The organism is Citrobacter sp. RHBSTW-00671, assembly GCF_014103415.1.
In the GTDB taxonomy this organism is placed as follows: Bacteria; Pseudomonadota; Gammaproteobacteria; order Enterobacterales; family Enterobacteriaceae; genus Citrobacter.
The window spans coordinates 4262472-4280119 of the sequence record NZ_JABXPR010000001.1 but is presented as its reverse complement, the minus strand read 5'-3'; the positions used below and the strand labels follow the sequence as shown (position 1 = coordinate 4280119).

The 17648-nt window shown below is 51.1% G+C and carries 15 protein-coding genes; 8 read left to right on the top strand and 7 right to left on the bottom strand.

The window, feature by feature from the left end; genetic code table 11:
• Positions 1–9: 9 nt before the first annotated feature.
• The 7 genes from cyoE to HV261_RS20555 all read right to left on the bottom strand — a co-directional run bounded on the left by cyoE (position 10) and on the right by HV261_RS20555 (position 7365).
• Positions 10–900: a heme o synthase gene (cyoE, locus tag HV261_RS20585; protein ID WP_100194043.1), complete on the bottom strand. Its 891-nt coding sequence runs from the start codon at positions 898–900 to the stop codon at positions 10–12.
• Between the two features lie 11 nt (positions 901–911).
• Positions 912–1241 (bottom strand): cytochrome o ubiquinol oxidase subunit IV, encoded by a 330-nt coding sequence (locus tag HV261_RS20580; RefSeq protein ID WP_172743003.1) that lies wholly within the window; start codon positions 1239–1241, stop codon positions 912–914.
• On the bottom strand, positions 1241–1855 hold the full coding sequence (locus tag HV261_RS20575; protein ID WP_003831007.1) for a cytochrome o ubiquinol oxidase subunit III: 615 nt from the start codon (positions 1853–1855) through the stop codon (positions 1241–1243). The genes HV261_RS20580 and HV261_RS20575 overlap by 1 nt, the downstream gene beginning before the upstream one ends.
• Complete coding sequence (gene cyoB / locus HV261_RS20570; protein WP_202039302.1) at positions 1845–3836, bottom strand: cytochrome o ubiquinol oxidase subunit I; 1992 nt, start codon at positions 3834–3836, stop codon at positions 1845–1847. The genes HV261_RS20575 and cyoB overlap by 11 nt, the downstream gene beginning before the upstream one ends.
• Positions 3837–3847: 11 nt before the next feature.
• The gene (gene cyoA / locus HV261_RS20565; protein ID WP_202039301.1) at positions 3848–4804 is read right to left on the bottom strand and encodes a cytochrome o ubiquinol oxidase subunit II; all 957 of its coding nucleotides are present in this window, start codon (positions 4802–4804) and stop codon (positions 3848–3850) included.
• Between the two features lie 459 nt (positions 4805–5263).
• Entirely contained in the window at positions 5264–6739 is a 1476-nt protein-coding gene (gene ampG, locus HV261_RS20560; protein WP_202039731.1) for a muropeptide MFS transporter AmpG, read from the bottom strand.
• Between the two features lie 47 nt (positions 6740–6786).
• The gene (locus HV261_RS20555; RefSeq protein ID WP_005125164.1) at positions 6787–7365 is read right to left on the bottom strand and encodes a lipoprotein; all 579 of its coding nucleotides are present in this window, start codon (positions 7363–7365) and stop codon (positions 6787–6789) included.
• 306 nt (positions 7366–7671) lie between these two features.
• Between HV261_RS20555 and bolA the strand changes: the two genes are divergently transcribed.
• The 8 genes from bolA (at position 7672) to HV261_RS20515 (ending at position 17589) form a co-directional block, all read left to right on the top strand.
• Positions 7672–7989 carry a transcriptional regulator BolA gene (gene bolA, locus HV261_RS20550; RefSeq protein WP_040232707.1) on the top strand — a complete coding sequence of 106 codons (318 nt, stop codon included), beginning with the start codon at positions 7672–7674 and terminating at the stop codon, positions 7987–7989.
• Between the two features lie 345 nt (positions 7990–8334).
• Entirely contained in the window at positions 8335–9633 is a 1299-nt protein-coding gene (tig, locus tag HV261_RS20545; protein WP_137384629.1) for a trigger factor, read from the top strand.
• 246 nt (positions 9634–9879) lie between these two features.
• Positions 9880–10503 (top strand): ATP-dependent Clp endopeptidase proteolytic subunit ClpP, encoded by a 624-nt coding sequence (clpP, locus tag HV261_RS20540; RefSeq protein WP_003021624.1) that lies wholly within the window; start codon positions 9880–9882, stop codon positions 10501–10503.
• Between the two features lie 126 nt (positions 10504–10629).
• Positions 10630–11904, top strand: coding sequence for an ATP-dependent protease ATP-binding subunit ClpX (gene clpX / locus HV261_RS20535; RefSeq protein ID WP_040232704.1), 1275 nt, complete (start codon positions 10630–10632; stop codon positions 11902–11904).
• A 184-nt stretch (positions 11905–12088) separates the two neighbouring features.
• Positions 12089–14443 carry an endopeptidase La gene (lon, locus tag HV261_RS20530; protein WP_202039300.1) on the top strand — a complete coding sequence of 785 codons (2355 nt, stop codon included), beginning with the start codon at positions 12089–12091 and terminating at the stop codon, positions 14441–14443.
• Between the two features lie 190 nt (positions 14444–14633).
• Entirely contained in the window at positions 14634–14924 is a 291-nt protein-coding gene (hupB, locus tag HV261_RS20525; protein ID WP_219352570.1) for a nucleoid-associated protein HU-beta, read from the top strand.
• Between the two features lie 268 nt (positions 14925–15192).
• A complete protein-coding gene (gene ppiD / locus HV261_RS20520) occupies positions 15193–17067 on the top strand; it encodes a peptidylprolyl isomerase (RefSeq protein WP_137384628.1) in 1875 nt (624 codons plus the stop codon).
• A gap of 147 nt (positions 17068–17214) precedes the next feature.
• The gene (locus tag HV261_RS20515) at positions 17215–17589 is read left to right on the top strand and encodes a helix-hairpin-helix domain-containing protein (protein WP_202039299.1); all 375 of its coding nucleotides are present in this window, start codon (positions 17215–17217) and stop codon (positions 17587–17589) included.
• Positions 17590–17648: the final 59 nt, after the last annotated feature.

Genomic DNA, 17648 nt, shown 5'->3' with positions numbered 1-17648 from the left:
TGCAGATTCTTACCAGACGTAAGTCAGCAGGTTCTGCGAGTTTGGCACCATAAAGTCGACGGACATCATCACGGAAAGCGCGGTAATGGCGATGATGGAGAAACCGAACAGCTTGCGCGCCCAGACTCTGTCATCTTCCACTTTATATCCGCGCAGCGCCATGCCTAACCACCAGACGCTCACCGCCGCTGCAACAATCAGGTATTTATATCCTGCATAGCCGCCCAGGGTTAGCATCAGTGTGGCAATAGCAAATGCCACGATGTACAGCGTGATATGGTTCTTCGCGACCGAAATACCTTTCACCACCGGCAGTACCGGGATGTTGGCTGCCTGATAATCCTTGAAGCGGAAAATCGCAATCGCGTAAGAGTGCGGCATCTGCCACAGGCTGAAAATAGCCAGCAAAATCAGCGCACCGCTATCGAACACACCGGTTACGGCGCAGTAGCCAATCACCGGTGGTGCTGCGCCGGAGAGTGAGCCAATCAGCGTACCGTAAACGGAATGGCGCTTCATATACAGGCTATAGACACCCACATAGACCACGAAGCCCATTACCCCCAGCCAGCAGGCCAGAGGGTTTGCGCCAAACCACAGCAGCATAAAGCCAGCAATACCCAGCAGGGTGGCGTAGACCAGTGAGACCGCAGGGGAAATCAGACCTTTAACCAGCACGCGGTTTTTGGTCCTCTCCATCTTCCTGTCGATATCCCTGTCGATGTAGTTGTTAAATACACAACCCGACGCCACAACCAGTGACACCCCAACCAGCGTGTAGATAAACAGGGGATAATCAATGCTGCCTTTTGAGGCCAGCAGGAATCCCCCAATCACCGAGATCAGGTTGCCAAAGATGATGCCTGGTTTCGTTACTTGCAGGTATTGCTTAAACATCATAATCGCCGCTCTTAGTGCATCATCATGTTGTAGTTAAGGTTCCACATAATCCAGATGGAGCCCACAACCAGGATGGCGATGATTAGCACAGTAAAGACAAAGGCCGTCATGTTCCAACCTTCATCAGATTTGCTATTCATGTGCAGGAAGCACACCAGGTGCACCAGAATCTGTACCACTGCCATTGCCAGAATAGTTCCCAGAATGACGGCTGGAGAAGCAGAACCTGTCATGACCATCCAGAACGGAATGACCGTCAGGATTACCGACAGGATAAACCCTGTCATGTAGGTTTTTACGCTGCCATGGGATGCGCCGCCGCTCTCGTTAGCATGACTCATTACATCGCCCCCATCAGATAAACAACAGTGAACACACAGATCCACACCACATCAAGGAAGTGCCAGAACAGGCTCAGGCACATGATGCGGGTGCGGTTAGTACTGGTCAGGCCGCGACGAGCAACTTGCACCATCAGCACTGCCATCCAGATAAGACCGGAGGTGACGTGCAGACCGTGCGTGCCGACCAGCGCGAAGAACGCAGACAGGAAGCCGCTGCGATCCGGGCCCATACCGTTAACAATCAGGTGATGGAATTCATAGAGTTCCATCCCGATGAATCCGGCACCGAACAAGAAGGTCAACGCCAGCCAGGAGATAACCTGGCTCTTGTTGTTCTTGTACATGGCAATCGCTGCCATGCCGTAAGTAATGGAGCTGAATAACAGCAGGAATGTTTCAACCAGAACGAACGGCAGTTCAAAAATGTCCTTACCTGTTGGGCCACCCGCGGTGCCGTTCACCAGAACGGCATAGGTTGCAAACAGAATAGAGAACAGAATGCAGTCGCTCATCAGGTAGACCCAGAATCCGAAGATCTTGGTCTGGCCTGCATCGTGGTGCCCGTGTTCGTGCGCGTGGGCAGTCGCGTGCGTTAAAGTATCAGTTGCCATTTTTCAGCCCTGCCTTAGTAATCTCATCGAAATGCTGGTTTTCCAGTTTTTCGACTTCCGGGACCGGCACGTAGTAATCCACGTCTTCATCAAAGCTTTTCACAATCCAGCTGATGATCATGCCTGCGAAGCTTGCAATCGCCAGCCACCAGATATGCCAGATCATGGCGAAACCAAACAGTGTTGCGAAGGCGGTAATGACGATACCGGCACCGCTGTTCTTCGGCATATGAATTTCTTCATAGTGCGCAGGCTGCTTGTACGCTTCACCTTTTTCTTTCATTTCCCAGAAGGCATCACGCTCGTGAACGTGCGGCACAACGGCAAAGTTATAGAACGGAGGCGGGGAAGAGGTTGCCCACTCCAGCGTACGACCACCCCATGGGTCACCGGTCAGGTCACGGTTCTGCTCGCGGTCGCGAATAGACACGTAGATCTGAATCAGCTGGCACAGGATACCCAGTGCAATCAGCGCGGCACCGCAGGCGGCAACGACCAGCATTGGATGGAACTGCGGGTCAATCTGCTGGCTGAGGCGACGGGTCATACCCATAAAGCCCAGCACGTACAGCGGCATAAATGCCACGAAGAAGCCGATGATCCACAACCAGAATGCGCGTTTACCCCAGGTTTCGTTCAGCGTGAAGCCAAACGCTTTTGGCCACCAGTAGGTCATACCAGCGAAGCAGCCAAATACGACGCCGCCGATGATAACGTTATGGAAGTGCGCAATCAGGAACAGACTGTTGTGCAGTACGAAGTCTGCACCCGGCACCGCCAGCAGTACGCCGGTCATGCCGCCGACTGAGAAGGTGACGATAAAGCCAATCGTCCACAGCATTGCTGAGTGGAATACGATACGGCCCTGATACATGGTGAACAGCCAGTTGAAGATCTTCACCCCGGTCGGGATGGCGATAATCATGGTGGTGATACCGAAGAAGGCGTTTACGTTAGCGCCTGCACCCATGGTGAAGAAGTGGTGCAGCCAAACAACGAACGACAGAACGGTGATACACACGGTTGCCCACACCAGCGAGGTGTAACCAAACAGGCGTTTACGCGAGAAGGTTGCCGCGATTTCGGAGAACACACCGAACACCGGCAGAACCAGAATGTACACTTCCGGATGGCCCCAGGCCCAAATCAGGTTGATGTACATCATCATGTTGCCGCCCATATCGTTGGTAAAGAAATGGGTGCCCAGATAGCGATCCAGGGTCAGCAACGCGACGGTAACCGTCAGGATTGGGAAAGACGCGATAATCAGGATGTTTGCGCACAGAGATGCCCAGCTAAATACCGGCATCTTGAACATGGTCATTCCTGGTGCACGCATCTTAATGATGGTCACAAAGAAGTTGATACCGGTCAGCGTTGTACCAATACCGGACAACTGAACCGCCCATATCCAATAGTCGACCCCGACGCTTGGACTGTACTCTATTCCCGAAAGTGGCGGATAGGCCAGCCAACCGGTCTGCGCGAATTCACCCACGCCCAGAGAAAGGTTAACCAGGATTACGCCGACAACGGTGAACCAGAAGCTCAGGTTGTTCAGGAACGGGAATGCAACGTCACGAGCGCCGATCTGCAGTGGAACCACCAGGTTCATCAGACCGATAACAAATGGCATTGCCACGAAGAAGATCATAATCACGCCGTGAGCCGTGAAGATCTGGTCGTAGTGGTGAGGAGGCAGGAAGCCCGCTTCACCTGCAGAAGCCAGCGCTTGCTGACTACGCATCATGATGGCGTCGGCAAAGCCACGAATCAACATGACGATTGCGACGATGACATACATGATGCCAAGGCGTTTGTGGTCAACCGAAGTTAGCCACTCTTTCCACAGGTAGGTCCACTTACCGAAGTAAGTGATAAGGCCGAGTAAGGCCGCACCACCGATGATAATGGCAGCGATCGTAACCATGACGATTGGTTCATGGAACGGAACTGCATCCAGTGTCAATTTTCCGAACATCGTATTCTTCCTCAGCCCCTTGAGTTCGCGGATTCCGCGTGGCTCATGTCCATGCCTTCCATGCCTTCGTGTGCGCTGTGCTCACCTTCGGGTTGGGTCATGTCCATGCTCTTACCGTGAGCCATAAATTTGTTAATAACGTCTTTAAACAAATCCGGTTTCACGTTGGAGAAGTATTCCACCGAGTTGTATTCGCTTGGCGCAGCCACTTTCTCGAACGCAGCCATGTCGCTCATGGTGTTCGTGGACTGTTTAGCTTTAGCAACCCATTGGTCGAATTCGGCGCGGTCCTTTGTTGCGATGGCCTTGAACTTCATACCGGAGAAGCCTGGTCCGCTATAACTTGCGGAGATACCATCATAAGTACCGACTTCGTTGGCGATCAGATGCAGTCGAGTCTGCATGCCGGCCATGGCATAAATCTGGCTACCCAGACGCGGGATAAAGAAGGAGTTCATCACGGAGTTGGATGTCACTTTGAATTCAACCGGAGTATTCGCCGGGAAGGCGATTTCATTCACGGTAGCGATACCTTGTTCCGGATAGATGAAGAACCATTTCCAGTCCATGGAAACCACTTCGATGGTAATGGGCTTCTCGTCATGCGCCAGCGGTTTGCTTGGCTCAAGAGCGTGAGTGGTTTTCCAGGTCAGAACGGCAAGGAAAATGATGATTAAGATAGGCACCGTCCAGACCACAGCTTCCACTTTATTGGAGTGTGACCAGTTCGGGCTGTACTTCGCATCTTTATTGCTTGCACGGTACTTCCAGGCAAAACCAACAGCCATCAAGATGGCAGGAATAACGACAATCAACATCAGGCCAAATGCCGTCAGTATCAATGACCGTTGTTCCAGTCCAATCTGTCCTTTAGGGTCAAGCAGCGCAGAATTACAGCCACTGAGTAATGCAGTGCCTGCAATTAATGACAACCATCCCAAACTTTTATTGTATTTCCTGAGTCTCATTTAACGACCTCAATTCCACGGGACCGGGTGGCGTTTAAAGTGTGAGGGCATTTTACGGGAAGGTTACATTACTGTAAACATCATTGGATCTGTGTTACCGGGTTCTGCCGTGCATGTCACATATGTTGCAATATATGTCGCTTCGGGTTTAAGAACCTGTTGCAACATCACGTTATAACGAAAGCGGGTGAGCAGGGGAACTGTTGAGGGCAATTGGTATAACTAATACGAAAACAAAACAATTAATTAACAATTGATTATCAATAAAAAGACAAATGACAAACAAAAAATAAATCTGATTCGGCTGAATCGAGTAAGGAAAATAGAATTTATAAAAGGAGTCAATAATTTCCAAATTCTATGGCGCACAAAACAACAAATATTATTTTCATTAACTGCTGTTTATTTAGCCGTTATAATTACGCAAGGTGATTACAACGGCCAAATTAATGTGAAAAATTACATCAGACGTGTTTTTCGTAGTGCAAGATAGTCCAGTAACCCACCAAATACGACACCACAGATGGCGACCGCGACTGAGACTTCAAGCAGCCCCGCCAGGAAAGAGAAGTTGGTGTAATCCAGCGCGTTCATGGTGAGCAGCAACAGCCAAACAGCCAGCAAACAGCAGCCCGTCACTAACGTCATCAAAGCCAGATTGTACGCCCCACGGAACTCTGTGCGTGGAATAAAACTCTCATTTTGCCAGCTATGTTCCAGCGTCTGGCGACAAACCAGCAGCAGCAGGAGTCCAGGGATCGCGGCAAACACGGAAAACAGATAAAACGTGGGCCAGCCGTGCGCTTCGACAAACCAGCCCGCCACCGGGCCGACATAAACGCGCCCCACAGCGGAAAGCGCGGAGAGCAGGGCGAACTGCGTTGCGGAGAAGGATTTATTGCACAGCGTCATTAATAAGGCGACAAACGCCGCCGTGCCCATCCCGCCGCACAGGTTTTCGAAGAAGACGGCGGCTGCCATACTGAACATGTGCTTGTCGGTAATAGAAAGCAGCCAGTATCCGGCATTCGATACGCCCTGCAGAATGCCGAAAATCAGCAATGCGCGAAACAGCGAAAGACGCTGCATCAGGACCCCGCCGTACAGCGCGCCGACTATTGTCGCCAACAGCCCCAGCGTTTTATTGACCACTCCGACTTCACCGGCATCAAATCCGACGCCGCGGATTAAAAACGTCGTGGTCAGGCTCATGGCGAACGCATCGCCAAGCTTATACAGCACAATCAGCAGCAAAATCAGCCAGGCGTTGTTACGACCAAAAAAGTCACGCAGTGGCGCAGCAACCGCTTGTTCCAATGTTTTAGGCACGGGAATGGTGTCAGTGGGTTCGGGCGCTAACAGGGTGGCGATAATGCAGGGGATCAGTAGCGCGGCCATCAGCCAGTACATACCTTGCCAGCCTAGCCAGCGGTCGGCCATCCACAGGGCCAGACCACCGGAAACCAGCATCCCCAGGCGGTAACCCAGTACGCTGATTGCTGCACCGGTACCGCGTTCTTCTGCCGGTAAAACGTCTGTTTTCCAGGCGTCAAAAACAATATCCTGCGACGCCGAACAAAATGCGATCACCACTGCGAGTGCCGCCATCCAGCGTAACTGCGTGCCAGGTTCCAGAAAACCCATCGCGGCGATGGAAATAAGAAGCAATACCTGGGTAGTCAACAGCCAACCGCGACGACGACCTAAAAACGGTGGGGTATAGCGGTCCATTACCGGGGACCAGAGAAACTTAAATACGTAGGCCTGGCCGACCAGAGAGAAGAAACCGATAGTTTTCAGATCGATATTTTCGATCGTCATCCACGCCTGAAGCGTACCGGAGGTCAGGGCGAGCGGTAAACCGGAAGCAAAACCTAGCATCAGCAGAATCGCTGATTTTGGTTGCTGAAAAATACGTAAATAATGATTGGACATGGGCATTAAAAGCTGACCCGGCGAAATGCCGGGTCAGGGGGCTTAAATTAGCGAGCGTTTTGCTTGATGAAATCGTGAACGCTGGTGTCCTGGGACATATCAGCGATGGTGTCGGTTAAGACGCTGTTAACGGCATCAGCAATATTTTTGTTAGAGGCCTGGAATGCGCCTTCAACAGAGTAGCTTGCACGGTAGTTTTTGGTCATCTTGTTGCCGTTGGCCGCCGTTGCAATAATGGCGATGTCTGCTTTGGTGGCGATGTTATAGCGCACGCTACCTTGAGACACATCAGCGTACAGCTGGCTTACGATGATTTGCAGGTTAACTGCACCGTTTGGACCCACCATATAACCGCGTGCAGTCATCTGTTTTTCCAGCACTTCTTGCAGCAGGAAGCGCAGATCGCGAGACGCAGTCAGCGTAACCAGTTGATTGTCGCGGGTCACTTTTGCCAGCGCCTGATCCTGACGCTGGTCAGCGCCGTTGATGCTGACAGTTACTCCCATCAGACTCGGATCCTGCTGTGGCAGGGTAATTTTCGGCGATACGTTGATGGTAGTGGGCGGAGTTGCGCAGCCAGCCAACATAAACAGCGCGACTAAAGGGAAGAGGATTTTTTTAAACATGCCAGGGCTCTCAGCGAATCTAAATTGTATGGTTAGAGAAAATTCCCGCCATCATAACATCGCCAACGATGAGGGGAAGTGGGTAACGCATGTAAATTCATCATGTTGTCCGTTTGATGATGTTGTAGAGACCATAAATGGCCTTTTTGCAATGACGCGAACACAAGAATCAGTGAACTTCATTCGTTTGGGTGAGAAAATCAGACAAGCGCTAATTTTTTGTTGCTAAGGTGTAATGAAAACGGTAAAAGCGGCTAGTATTTAAAGGGATGGGTGACATCTCAGCGTTGTCGGAGGAAAAATTTCATGATGATTCGTGAGCAAATAGAAGAAAAATTAAGGGCAGCGTTCCAACCCGTGTTCCTCGAAGTTGTGGATGAAAGCTATCGTCACAATGTCCCGGCAGGTTCTGAAAGCCACTTTAAGGTTGTGCTGGTCAGCGATCGCTTTACAGGTGAACGTTTTCTTAATCGTCATCGGATGATTTACAGCACGTTAACGGCGGAGCTTTCCACAACCGTACATGCTCTGGCCCTGCATACCTACACCATTAAGGAGTGGGAAGCGTTGCAGGACACCATTTTTGCATCACCCCCGTGTCGTGGGGCGGGAAGCATCGCCTAAAAAACGGATTTGCAACAACCGGCGCTTTTCCAGTATGTTGCTACAGATTATGTGAAAACGGCCTGCGGGCCGTTTTGTTTTGTCTGAATTCTGAGTAGGTCGTCCAGTATTCAGACAAAAATTAGCCGGGAATTGTGAAAAAAGCCGCAGCAACGCGCAATAACCGTTCTCGACTCATAAAAGTGATGCCGCTATAATGCGCGTCTTATTTTTCGGAATGTCTTCGGGATGATTCTGACGACAGGGAATGTGATTGATTATGAGAACATCCCAGTTCCGCGAAGCCAACAACCTGTGCTTGCGGAGAAGAGTTGACCGAGCACTGTGATTTTTTGAGGTAACAAGATGCAAGTTTCAGTTGAAACCACTCAAGGCCTTGGCCGCCGTGTAACGATTACTATCGCTGCTGACAGCATCGAGACCGCTGTGAAAAGCGAGCTGGTCAACGTAGCGAAGAAAGTGCGTATTGACGGTTTCCGCAAAGGAAAAGTACCGATGAATGTCGTTGCTCAGCGTTATGGCGCTTCTGTTCGCCAGGACGTTCTGGGTGACCTGATGAGCCGTAACTTCGTTGATGCCATCATCAAAGAAAAAATTAATCCGGCTGGCGCACCGAACTACGTTCCGGGCGAATACAAACTGGGTGAAGATTTCACTTACGCGGTAGAGTTCGAAGTTTACCCGGAAGTTGAGCTGACCGGCCTGGACGCAATCGAAGTTGAAAAACCGGTTGTTGAAGTTACCGACGCTGACGTTGACGTTATGCTGGATACCCTGCGTAAGCAGCAGGCTACCTGGAAAGACAAAGACGGCGCTGCTGATGCAGAAGACCGTGTAACCATCGACTTCACCGGTTCCGTAGACGGCGAAGAGTTTGAAGGCGGCAAAGCGTCTGACTTCGTACTGGCGATGGGCCAGGGTCGTATGATCCCGGGCTTTGAAGAAGGCGTTAAAGGCCACAAAGCAGGCGAAGAATTCACCATCGACGTGACCTTCCCGGAAGAGTACCACGCTGAAAACCTGAAAGGTAAAGCTGCTAAATTCGTTATCAACTTGAAGAAAGTTGAAGAACGTGAACTGCCGGAACTGACCGAAGAATTCATCAAACGTTTCGGCGTTGAAGATGGTTCCGTAGCAGGTCTGCGCGCTGAAGTGCGTAAAAACATGGAACGTGAGCTGAAAGGCGCTGTACGTAACCGCGTTAAGTCTCAGGCGATCGAAGGTCTGGTTAAAGCCAACGACATCGACGTTCCTGCTGCACTGATCGACAGCGAAATCGACGTTCTGCGTCGTCAGGCTGCACAGCGTTTCGGTGGCAACGAGAAGCAAGCTCTGGAACTGCCGCGTGAACTGTTCGAAGAACAGGCTAAGCGTCGCGTAGTTGTTGGTCTGCTGCTGGGCGAAGTGATTCGTACCAACGAACTGAAAGCTGACGAAGATCGCGTGAAAGGCCTGATCGAAGAGATGGCTTCTGCTTACGAAGATCCGAAAGAAGTTGTTGAGTTCTACAGCAAAAACAAAGAGCTGATGGACAACATGCGTAACGTCGCTCTGGAAGAGCAGGCTGTTGAAGCGGTTCTGGCGAAAGCGAAAGTGACTGAAAAAGCCACTACTTTCAACGAACTGATGAACCAGCAGGCGTAATTCGTCGCTTTTATAGCACGAAATTCGCACATAAACCCGTCACCTTCTGGTGGCGGGTTTTTTTTGTCACGCATTTTGCATGGGAAGGGTGCGAAAACAGCGTTTCAGTGTTAGCGTTACAACAAAAGATTGTTATGCTTGAATTATGGCGATGTCGTACCCATTACAGAGGGACTAGCTGATAATCCGTCCATAAGGTTACAATCAGCACAGCAGGTTTTTTCAAATTTTATCCAGGAGACGGAAATGTCATACAGCGGCGAACGAGATAACTTTGCACCCCATATGGCGCTGGTGCCGATGGTCATTGAACAGACCTCGCGTGGTGAGCGCTCTTTTGATATCTATTCTCGTCTACTTAAGGAACGCGTCATTTTTCTGACCGGCCAGGTCGAAGACCATATGGCTAACCTGATTGTGGCGCAGATGCTGTTCCTGGAAGCAGAAAACCCGGAAAAAGATATCTACCTGTATATTAACTCCCCTGGTGGCGTGATTACTGCAGGGATGTCTATCTATGACACAATGCAGTTTATTAAGCCGGACGTTAGCACCATTTGTATGGGCCAGGCGGCCTCAATGGGCGCGTTCCTGCTGACGGCCGGGGCGAAAGGTAAACGTTTTTGCCTGCCTAACTCTCGCGTCATGATCCACCAGCCTCTGGGCGGTTACCAGGGCCAGGCAACGGATATTGAAATTCATGCCCGTGAAATCCTGAAGGTAAAAGGGCGCATGAACGAACTTATGGCGCATCATACGGGTCAATCTCTTGAGCAGATTGAACGTGATACCGAGCGCGATCGCTTCCTCTCCGCTTCTGAAGCGGTGGAGTACGGTCTGGTCGACTCGATTTTGACCCATCGTAATTAATGCCCAGGGCGCAGGTGTGCCGCTATAATTACCTGGAGCGGCACAACGCTGACTAGCGTCTTGCGCCTGAGAATGGCATTTGCGTCGTCGTGTGCGGCACAAAGAACAAAGAAGAGGTTTTGACCCATGACAGATAAACGCAAAGATGGCTCGGGCAAATTGTTGTACTGCTCTTTTTGCGGCAAAAGCCAGCATGAAGTGCGTAAGCTGATTGCCGGACCATCCGTGTATATCTGCGACGAATGTGTTGATTTATGTAACGACATCATTCGCGAAGAGATTAAGGAAGTAGCACCGCACCGTGAACGCAGTGCGCTGCCGACGCCACATGAAATTCGCAACCACCTGGACGATTACGTTATTGGTCAGGAACAGGCGAAGAAAGTGCTGGCGGTCGCGGTATACAACCATTACAAACGTCTGCGCAACGGCGACACCAGCAATGGCGTCGAGTTGGGCAAAAGTAACATCCTGCTGATTGGCCCGACGGGTTCTGGTAAAACGCTGTTGGCTGAAACGCTGGCACGTCTGCTGGACGTTCCGTTCACCATGGCCGATGCCACCACCCTGACCGAAGCCGGTTATGTGGGTGAAGATGTTGAAAATATTATTCAGAAGCTGCTGCAGAAGTGCGATTACGACGTGCAGAAAGCGCAGCGCGGTATTGTCTATATCGACGAGATCGACAAGATTTCGCGTAAATCAGACAATCCGTCTATTACGCGTGACGTTTCCGGTGAAGGCGTACAGCAGGCGCTGTTGAAACTGATCGAAGGTACGGTTGCCGCCGTTCCGCCACAGGGTGGACGCAAACATCCGCAGCAGGAGTTCTTGCAGGTTGATACCTCCAAGATTCTGTTTATCTGTGGTGGTGCATTTGCCGGTCTGGATAAGGTGATTGCTAATCGTGTTGAAACCGGCTCCGGCATTGGTTTTGGCGCGACGGTAAAAGCCCAGTCCGATAAGGCCAGCGAAGGTGAACTGCTGTCGCAGGTTGAACCGGAAGATCTGATCAAATTTGGTCTGATTCCTGAGTTCATCGGTCGTCTGCCTGTTGTGGCAACGCTGAGCGAACTGAGCGAAGAAGCGCTGATCCAAATCCTGAAAGAACCGAAAAACGCCCTGACTAAGCAGTATCAGGCGCTGTTCAATCTTGAAGGTGTGGATCTGGAATTCCGCGAGGAAGCGCTGGATGCTATCGCCAGGAAAGCGATGATTCGTAAAACCGGTGCGCGTGGTCTGCGTTCTATCGTCGAAGCCGCGCTACTCGACACCATGTACGATCTTCCTTCTATGGAAGACGTTGAAAAAGTGGTGATCGACGAGTCTGTGATTGGCGGTCAGAGCAAGCCGTTGCTGATTTACGGTAAGCCGGAAGCACAGCAGGCATCTGGCGAATAATTCATCAATTCATACAGACGTTTAACCAAAAAGGGGGGATTTTATCTCCCCTTTTATTTTTCCGTAAACATGGCGTTGAATGTGTGGGAAACATCCCCATATACTGACATACATGTTAAAGGTGGTGTGAAGCACAGTCGTACCACCTGATTACCTGGCGGAAACTAAACTAAGAGAGAGCTCTATGAATCCTGAGCGTTCTGAACGCATTGAAATCCCCGTATTGCCGTTGCGCGATGTGGTGGTTTATCCGCACATGGTCATACCCTTATTTGTAGGGCGGGAAAAATCTATCCGTTGTCTTGAAGCGGCTATGGACCATGATAAAAAAATCATGCTGGTCGCACAGAAAGAAGCGTCAACGGATGAGCCGGGTGTAAACGATCTTTTCACCGTCGGGACCGTGGCCTCTATTTTGCAGATGCTGAAACTGCCTGACGGCACCGTAAAAGTGCTGGTCGAGGGGTTACAGCGCGCGCGTATTTCTGCGTTGTCAGACAACGGCGAGCATTTCTCTGCGAAAGCGGAGTACCTTGATTCGCCTGCTATTGATGAGCGCGAACAGGAAGTGCTGGTACGTACCGCTATCAGCCAGTTCGAAGGCTATATCAAGCTAAACAAAAAAATCCCACCAGAAGTGCTGACGTCGCTGAACAGCATTGACGATCCCGCACGTCTGGCTGATACCATCGCTGCCCATATGCCGCTGAAGCTGGCGGATAAGCAGTCCGTGCTGGAGATGTCCGACGTTAACGAACGTCTGGAATATCTGATGGCAATGATGGAATCCGAAATCGATCTGCTGCAGGTTGAGAAACGCATTCGCAACCGCGTGAAAAAGCAGATGGAAAAATCCCAGCGTGAGTACTATCTGAACGAGCAGATGAAAGCGATTCAGAAAGAGCTCGGCGAAATGGACGATGCGCCGGATGAAAACGAAGCGCTGAAACGTAAGATCGACGCGGCGAAGATGCCGAAAGAGGCAAAAGAGAAAGCGGAAGCAGAGCTGCAGAAGCTGAAAATGATGTCTCCGATGTCGGCGGAAGCGACGGTCGTGCGTGGCTACATCGACTGGATGGTACAGGTTCCGTGGAATGCGCGTAGCAAGGTCAAAAAAGACCTGCGTCAGGCGCAGGAAATCCTCGATACCGACCATTATGGTCTGGAGCGCGTGAAAGACCGTATTCTTGAGTATCTTGCGGTCCAGAGCCGTGTGAACAAAATCAAGGGACCGATCCTGTGCCTGGTTGGACCGCCGGGGGTGGGTAAAACCTCTCTGGGTCAGTCTATCGCGAAGGCGACAGGGCGTAAATACATCCGTATGGCGCTTGGCGGCGTGCGTGATGAGGCTGAAATTCGTGGTCACCGCCGGACCTATATCGGTTCGATGCCGGGCAAACTGATCCAGAAAATGGCCAAAGTGGGCGTGAAAAACCCGCTGTTCCTGCTTGATGAGATCGACAAAATGTCTTCTGACATGCGTGGCGATCCGGCATCAGCACTGCTTGAGGTATTGGATCCAGAGCAGAACGTGGCGTTCAGCGATCACTACCTGGAAGTGGACTACGACCTCAGCGACGTCATGTTCGTTGCGACCTCGAACTCCATGAACATTCCGGCACCGTTGCTGGATCGTATGGAAGTGATTCGTCTGTCTGGCTATACCGAAGACGAGAAGCTGAATATTGCTAAACGTCATCTGTTGCCAAAACAGATTGAGCGTAATGCGCTGAAAAAAGGCGAGCTGGCGGTTGATGATAGCGCCATTGTGGGCATCATTCGTTACTACACCCGTGAAGCGGGCGTGCGTAGTCTGGAGCGTGAAATCTCCAAACTGTGCCGCAAAGCGGTTAAGCAATTGTTACTCGATAAGTCACTGAAACACATCGAGATCAATGGCGATAACCTGCACGACTACCTGGGTGTGCAGCGCTTTGACTATGGCCGTGCGGATAACGAAAACCGCGTCGGTCAGGTTACGGGGCTGGCATGGACGGAAGTGGGCGGCGATCTGCTGACCATTGAAACCGCCTGTGTACCGGGCAAAGGTAAGCTGACTTACACCGGATCGCTCGGCGAAGTGATGCAGGAATCCATTCAGGCAGCGCTGACCGTGGTGCGTGCGTGTGCGGAAAAACTGGGTATTAACCCGGACTTTTACGAAAAACGCGACATCCACGTTCACGTACCTGAAGGCGCGACGCCAAAAGATGGCCCTAGTGCGGGTATTGCCATGTGCACTGCGCTGGTCTCATGTCTGACCGGTAACCCAGTTCGTGCTGATGTGGCAATGACCGGCGAGATCACCCTGCGTGGTCAGGTTCTGCCTATCGGTGGTTTGAAAGAGAAACTGCTGGCGGCGCACCGTGGTGGCATTAAGACGGTCTTAATTCCAGACGAAAACAAACGTGACCTGGAAGAGATTCCGGACAACGTCATTGCCGATCTTAATATTCACCCGGTGAAACGTATTGAGGAAGTTCTGACTCTTGCGTTGCAAAATGAACCCTCTGGAATGCAGGTTGTGACAGCAAAATAGTGACCTCGCGCAAAGAGCATTAATAAAAACAGGGCTGGCAGGCCATTTCGGGCTTGCCAGCCTTTTTTTGTATAGCTAATTTAGATAACGGATTGGGCTTGCCATCATTATCGGGTGTTGTAAGGGCATGGCAGGCCTGATATAACTGCTGCGCGGTCGCACTTTGAAGGATTCTGGTGCGATATATATTATAAAGAGGAAGAGAAGAGTGAATAAATCTCAACTGATCGACAAAATTGCTGCAGGGGCTGATATCTCTAAAGCTGCGGCTGGACGTGCGTTAGATGCAATTATTGCTTCTGTTACCGAATCCCTGAAAGAAGGTGATGACGTAGCACTGGTAGGTTTTGGTACTTTTGCCGTTAAAGAGCGTGCTGCCCGTACTGGTCGCAACCCGCAAACAGGTAAAGAGATCACCATCGCCGCGGCTAAAGTACCGGGCTTCCGTGCAGGTAAAGCACTGAAAGACGCGGTAAACTAAGTGATTTCCCCTTTGGGGATGTGACTAAGTACAAGGGCGCATCAACCGATGTGCCTTTTTTATTTCTGATTCCGGTACTTTCTATGCGTTGTGGGCTGACAATTGCCCCAGTTTCTTGTCACAATAGGCCTTTGTGCGCAGCGTTCAGGAAACGCTATGCTGCGTGAAGCATATATACTCAAAATCCTTGCCGCCGTTGTTGTAACCAACGCGGAGGCGGCCTGAAGGATAACGCGTATAGTCATCTACAGCGGAGTGTGGTTACACCATGATGGACAGCTTACGCACGGCTGCTAACAGTCTCGTGCTCAAGATTATTTTCGGTATCATTATCGTGTCGTTCATTTTGACCGGCGTGAGTGGTTACCTGATTGGCGGGGGCAATAACTACGCCGCTAAAGTGAATGGCCAGGAGATCAGCCGCGGGCAGTTCGAGAATGCGTTCAACAGCGAACGTAACCGCATGCAGCAACAGCTGGGCGATCAATATTCTGAGCTGGCGGCGAACGAAGGTTATATGAAAACGCTGCGTCAGCAGGTGCTGAATCGTCTTGTGGACGAAGCGCTGCTGGATCAGTACTCCCGTGAGCTTAAGCTCAACATTAGCGACGATCAGATTAAGCAGGCTATTTTCGCTACACCGGCTTTCCAGGTTGATGGCAAATTTGATAACAACCGCTACAACGCGATTGTGAATCAGATGGGAATGACTGCAGATCAGTATGCTCAGGCATTGCGTAACCAGCTCACCACGCAACAGTTGATCAACGGCGTTGCCGGGACCGACTTCATGCTGAAGGGTGAAACGGACGAACTGGCTGCACTGGTTGCACAGCAACGTATCGTGCGTGAAGCGACGATTGATGTTAATGCTCTTGCCGCGAAGCAGTCGGTTACCGACGAAGAAGTGGCCAGTTACTACGAGCAGAATAAAAATCGCTTTATGACGCCGGAACAGTTCCGCGTGAGCTATATCAAGCTGGACGCTGCAGCAATGCAGGAAACCGCCAGCGATGCTGATATTCAGTCTTATTATGACCAGCATCAGGATCAGTTCACTCAGCCGCAGCGTAATCGCTACAGCATCATCCAGACCAAAACGGAAGATGAAGCAAAAGCGGTGCTTGATGCGCTGAACAAAGGCGGTGATTTTGCGACTCTGGCGAAAGAAAAATCTGCCGATATCATCTCCGCCCGTAACGGCGGTGATATGGGTTGGCTGGAAGACTCCACCACCCCAGATGAGCTGAAAAATGCCGGTCTGAAAGAAAAAGGCCAGCTGTCAGGCGTGATTAAGTCTTCTGTTGGCTTCCTCGTGGCGCGTCTTGACGACGTACAGCCTGCGCAGGTTAAACCGCTGAGCGAAGCGCGTGACGACATTGCGGCGAAAGTGAAGCAGGAAAAAGCGCTGGATGCCTACTATGCGTTGCAGCAGAAAGTCAGCGATGCCGCCAGCAATGATAACGAATCTCTGGCGGGTGCGGAGCAGGCTGCAGGGATGAAAGCGGTTGAAACGGGCTGGTTTAGCCGTGACAGCTTGCCGGAAGAACTGAATTTCAAACCTGTTGCTGACATCATTTTCAATGGCGGTCTGATTGGCGAGAACGGTACGCCGGGCAGTAACTCCGACATCATCACCGTGGACGGCGATCGTGCGTTTGTGCTGCGAATTAGCGAACACAAAGCAGAAGCAGTTAAGCCGTTAGCGGAAGTGAAAGAGCAGGTTACCGCGCTCGTTAAGCACAATAAAGCTGAGCAGCAGGCGAAACTGGATGCGGATAAACTGCTGGCCGATCTGAAAGCCGGTAAAGGCGATGAAGCGCTGAAAGCGGCGGGTCTGCGCTTTGGCGAAGCGAAAACGCTGAGCCGTACCGGGCAGGATCCGTTGAGTCAGGCGGCCTTTGGCCTGAGCCTGCCTGCGAAAGACAAGCCGAGCTACGGTGTTGCGAACGACATGCAGGGTAACGTTGTATTGCTGGCGCTGGACGAAGTAAAAGCAGGCTCTATGCCAGAAGCACAGAAAAAAGCGATGGTTCAGGGGATTACTCAGAACAACGCGCAGATTGTCTTCGAAGCACTGATGAGCAACCTGCGTAAAGCGGCAAAAATTAAAGTCGGTGACGCGCTGGAACAGCAGCAATAACCGAGTCTGCTCGCAAAAAATTGCAAAAAGTTGTATCTATCAAAGGCCGCTTTCGCGGCCTTTTCCATTTCTGAAAATTGCCATTTGTCTGACGTTTATCCCCCCGCTATCGTGGCTCCACTGTTAACTAACAAGGAGCAAAACAGTATGAAACATGGAATTAAAGCCCTGCTTATCACCTTTTCATTGACCTGCGCCGGTATGGCTCAAACTGCACTTGCAGCGGAACCTGCCGTCAAAAGTCAGGCGGTTCAGACCAAAGCGGATGCCTCAGGAGGTACACACAGCAAAGCCACGCCAGCGACAAAGGCGGGCGATGATGAAGGCACCAGGGTAAGCATCAACAGCGCCTCAGCGGAGGATTTGGCGCGAGTGATGAATGGGGTTGGGTTGAAAAAAGCTCAAGCGATTGTCAGCTATCGTGAGGAGTACGGGCCGTTTAAAACGGTGGAGGACTTAAAGCAGGTACCGGGCATGGGCAGTTCGCTGGTTGAGCGTAATCTGGCAGTTTTAACACTTTAATAACTTGCAGAGCGCTGAAAGTTTGCCAGACTGTAGAGGTCATACCAGTTGTGGCCTCT